Source organism: Thiohalocapsa sp., assembly GCF_019695415.1.
In the GTDB taxonomy this organism is placed as follows: Bacteria; Pseudomonadota; Gammaproteobacteria; order Chromatiales; family Chromatiaceae; genus Thiohalocapsa.
In genome coordinates this window covers 1-3,749 of record NZ_JAIFKJ010000649.1, presented here as the reverse complement: position 1 = coordinate 3,749, position 3,749 = coordinate 1, and the positions used below count along the sequence as shown (strand labels likewise).

Below are 3,749 nucleotides of genomic sequence, written 5' to 3'. Positions count from 1 at the left end.
ACGCGGCGATTGCGCCTATGACGAGGTCAACCCATACGCGCTCGAAGAACCCAGCGACCCGCAGAGCGCCGCCGGTAAAGCGGGCTGCGACCTCAAGCTGGGGCGCATACGCAAGGCTTAGGCGACGCTCGCTACGCACGCCGACCCCCTCCACCACGACCCGGTCGGCGGCTGGCGGGTGCCGCTGGGCCCGGCGCTGGCGGTCAACGACCTCCCCAACGCGCTCGGCATCCCCGTAGTGCTCGTGGTGGGCCTGAGGCTCGGCTGCTTGAGTCATTCCCTGCTGACGGTCGAGAGTATCCGCGCCCGTGGCGTGCGATTGCTGGGCTGGATCGCCAACGAGATCGACCCAGACATGCAGGCGCGGGACGAGAACATCGCCACGCTCGCGGCACTCATCGATGCCCCCACCCTGGGCGTGGTGCCCCGGCTCGATTTGCCGAAGCCCGAGGTCGTTGCCGAATACCTCCATTTGCAGCCGCTGCTGCGCTGATCGCCGCCGCTCGCCGCCAGAGCGCGGCGCCGTCACTGCAACGTGCTAAGCTCGGGCGCGGCGGTCGGAGGAGCGGCCGCCCGCAGTGGGGCGAGGGGTCGCGCCCGCGTAGGCCGTTCGCCATGTCAGCTCTGGGAGCTTAAGCCATGTCTGCCCTTAAACCCTGCCGCTTGAGCGCGGCATTCCGCTTCCGTCTCTGCGTCGCCTGGCTGCTGCTTGCGATCCTCGCGGTTTGGTGGCCTGCGACCGTGCAGGCCGATCCCATCGGCCAGGCGCTGGCCCTCGGTAATGCAAGCTTGGTGGTGGAAGAGGGCGGGCGGACGGTCATCGCCGACAATGCGGACCGGGGCATGGTGCCCGCGTCCACCATGAAGCTGCTGACGGCCCTCGCCGCCATCGATCGCTGGGGGCTCAACCATAGCTTCACGACCGAGTTTCGCCAGGGCCGAGACGGCCGCCTCTGGGTGGTGGGCGGTGGCGACCCCTATCTCGTCTCCGAGGAGCTGGATCAAGCCGTGCGGGCGTTGCGGCGCCAGGGCCTCTCGCGGGTCAGCGGCATCGGCCTGGACGATACCCTCTTCGCGGCTGGGGACCGCATCCCCGGACGCTCGGCCAGCCACAACCCCTATGACGCGCCGGTCACCGCCCTCGCGGTCAACTTCAATACGGTCAACGTCAATGTCTCCGGCGGGCGCGTCAGCAGCGCGGAGTCGCAGACGCCCATCACTCGCACGGCGCAGCGCATGGGCGCCGCCATGGGCGCTGGTAAGCACCGGGTCAACCTCAAGACGCGCGACAACGCGCTGAGCCATTTCGGCGAAGTGCTGGAGGCCAAGCTCGAGGCCGCGGGCATCCGCGTCGACGGCGGCGTTGAGGTCGGCCCTGCCCCGGCGACTGCCAAGCTGCTGCTGACCCATCGCAACAGCCGGCCGCTGTCCACTGTGGTGAAGAACATGCTGGAGTACTCCACCAACTTCGTCGCGAACGACCTCTTCCTGCTGCTGGGCGAGCGCGGCGGACAGAGCAGCATGGCGCAGTCGCAGCGGGCCATGGAGGACTGGGCGCGGCGCAAATTCGGCTGGCGCAGCTTCGCGATAGAGGACGGTGCCGGACTCTCCCGCGGCAACCGCCTGAGCGGGCGTCAGCTCATCGACGTGCTGGATGCGATGGAGCCCTACCGTAATCTGGTGCCTGTGCAGGACGGTAACCCCAACGTCCGGGCCAAGACCGGGACGCTGCGGGGTGTCAGCTGCTACGCGGGCTGGGTGCGACGCAACGGCGGCTGGACCCCATTCAGCCTGCTGATCAATCAGCAGGTCGCCTACGGCTTCCGCAATCAGGTGGCGAGCGCCCTGGCCGCGGCGCCGACGCTGGCGCGGTACTAAGCCCAACCGCGTGCGACCAGCCCGAACGCCTTTGCGTCTCACGTCTGTGGGCCGATTCCGACGGATGCTGGCCATGCCGCTGGCGGGGCTGCTCGCCGGCTGTGCCCCATTGATACCGCCGACGGAGCAGGGCAGTGCCGCCACGGCCCCGCGCCCGGCGCCCGTCGCCTCGCCGTACTGGAAGGCAAACGGCGGTTATCCCTCACTCGCCCCCCTGCTGCGACGTGTCACGCCGGCGGTGGTGAACGTCGCCGTGATCTCCGAGGTCTCGCTGGAAGATCATCCCTTCCTCACGGACCCTGCGTTCCGGCAGTTTTTGGAGCAGTTCGATATCGAGCCGCCTGCGCCGGAGGAGCTCCGCCGGCGCGAGAGCGTCGGCTCCGGCGTCATTGTCGATGCCCGCCGCGGGCTCGTCCTCACCAATGCCCATGTCATCGAAGACGCCCGGGATATCACCGTCACCCTCAAGGACCGGCGCAGCTTCAAGGCCCGGCTCATCGGCCGTGACCCCGGCACCGATGTCGCCGTGCTGCGTATCATGCCGCTGGAGGCACCGGACTTGGACTTCGCGGACTCCAACGCCCTGGAGGTTGGCGACTTTGTGCTCGCTATCGGCAACCCCTTCGGCCTCGGCCAGACCGTCACCTCGGGCATTGTCAGCGCGGTAGGGCGCACCGGCATCGCCGACGACAGCCTGGGCGAGCTGATTCAGACCGATGCGTCCATCAATCCAGGCAATTCCGGCGGCCCCCTCATCGACCTCGCCGGGCGCATCGTCGGCATCAATACCGCCCTCATCGGGCCCTCCGGCGGCAACGTCGGCATCGGCTTCTCGGTGCCCTCCAACCGAGTGCAGCGGGCCGTGCGGCGGATGCTCGGCGAGCGCTGACACCGATCCTGGCAGGACGCCCACGACGCGGGGCGGACAAACGAAGCGCGTTCCGCCCCCCAACCCCCATCCAACTAAGCGACCGGCTAACGCCGAGCCCGCGCCGCCTCAGCCGCCGGTCACCGGCGGGAAGAAGGCCAGCTCGTCTCCGTCCGTCACCTGGGTGTCAGGACCGGCCATGAGCTGATTCACGGCGGCGAGCACCGGGCGACCGTCGCCGAGCGCCGCCGCCCAGGCGCCGCCGCGCTCGCAAAGGCCGGCGCGGATCTCTGCCACCGTGCCCGCGTGCTCCGGCGCTAGTGCTTCTTCGGCGGTGCCCAGCGCTTCGCGCAGGCTCGCGAAATAGCGCACGCGGATCATGTCAGGAGCTCCGTGAACGGAATGAAGCCGACCGTGGCGCCGGCCTGGAAAGACTGGCCTTCCTTCAGCTCCACCAGGCCATCCGCCCAGGTCAAGGAAGTGAGATCGGCCGAGGAGCGGCTGGCGAACACCTGGACACTGGCCTGGCCGGCGGCGTCCACAACCAGCCGGGCGCGCTGGTACTCTCGGCGCTGGTCGGGCTTTGGCCAGTCGAAGCCCGCGGCGGCCTGAATGCGCCGCGGCGTGGGCAGCGGGTCGATGCCCTGCATGCGCTGGATGAAAGGCCGTGCGAACAGGCAGAACGTGACGAACAGCGACACAGGATTACCGGGGCTGCCGATGAAGGGCGTGTCTGCGATGTGGCCGAAGGCGAGGGGACGGCCCGGGCGCATCGCAACGCTCCAGAGGTCGAGACGGCCAAGCTCGGCGACGGCCGGGCGCACGTGATCCTCTTCGCCGACGGAGACACCACCACTTGCGAGCACCAAATCGGCCCGGTCGGCGCCGTCGGCGAGCGCGGCGCGGGTCGCCTCGCGGGTATCCGGCTGTCTCTTCTAAACCTCTGACGCTGCCGCCCACGGAGCCGAGTGCAAGCTGGGTGGGCGCCGTAGCATAAAAACAA

General features: G+C 69.1%; 4 protein-coding genes and 2 pseudogenes. 3 read left to right on the top strand and 3 right to left on the bottom strand.

Going from position 1 to position 3,749, the window contains the following annotated elements:
* Positions 1–175: 175 nt before the first annotated feature.
* The 3 genes and pseudogenes from bioD to I6U14_RS17710 form a co-directional block, all read left to right on the top strand.
* Positions 176–493, top strand: a pseudogene (gene bioD / locus I6U14_RS17720) (ATP-dependent dethiobiotin synthetase BioD); the annotation flags it as partial.
* Positions 494–639: 146 nt separating this feature from the next.
* Positions 640–1,878 carry a D-alanyl-D-alanine carboxypeptidase gene (locus I6U14_RS17715; protein WP_296901127.1) on the top strand — a complete coding sequence of 413 codons (1,239 nt, stop codon included), beginning with the start codon at positions 640–642 and terminating at the stop codon, positions 1,876–1,878.
* 73 nt (positions 1,879–1,951) lie between these two features.
* Positions 1,952–2,767 (top strand): trypsin-like peptidase domain-containing protein, encoded by an 816-nt coding sequence (locus I6U14_RS17710; RefSeq protein ID WP_367115690.1) that lies wholly within the window; start codon positions 1,952–1,954, stop codon positions 2,765–2,767.
* 108 nt (positions 2,768–2,875) lie between these two features.
* Here the strand turns inward: I6U14_RS17710 and moaD are convergent, their stop codons facing one another.
* From moaD to I6U14_RS17695, 3 genes and pseudogenes are all read right to left on the bottom strand, one after another.
* Positions 2,876–3,127 carry a molybdopterin converting factor subunit 1 gene (gene moaD / locus I6U14_RS17705; protein WP_296901124.1) on the bottom strand — a complete coding sequence of 84 codons (252 nt, stop codon included), beginning with the start codon at positions 3,125–3,127 and terminating at the stop codon, positions 2,876–2,878.
* The gene (locus I6U14_RS17700) at positions 3,124–3,396 is read right to left on the bottom strand and encodes a hypothetical protein (protein WP_296901129.1); all 273 of its coding nucleotides are present in this window, start codon (positions 3,394–3,396) and stop codon (positions 3,124–3,126) included. Before I6U14_RS17700 ends, moaD begins: the two co-directional genes overlap by 4 nt.
* Before the next feature lie 15 nt (positions 3,397–3,411).
* Positions 3,412–3,660, bottom strand: a pseudogene (locus tag I6U14_RS17695) (molybdopterin-binding protein); the annotation flags it as partial.
* Positions 3,661–3,749: the final 89 nt, after the last annotated feature.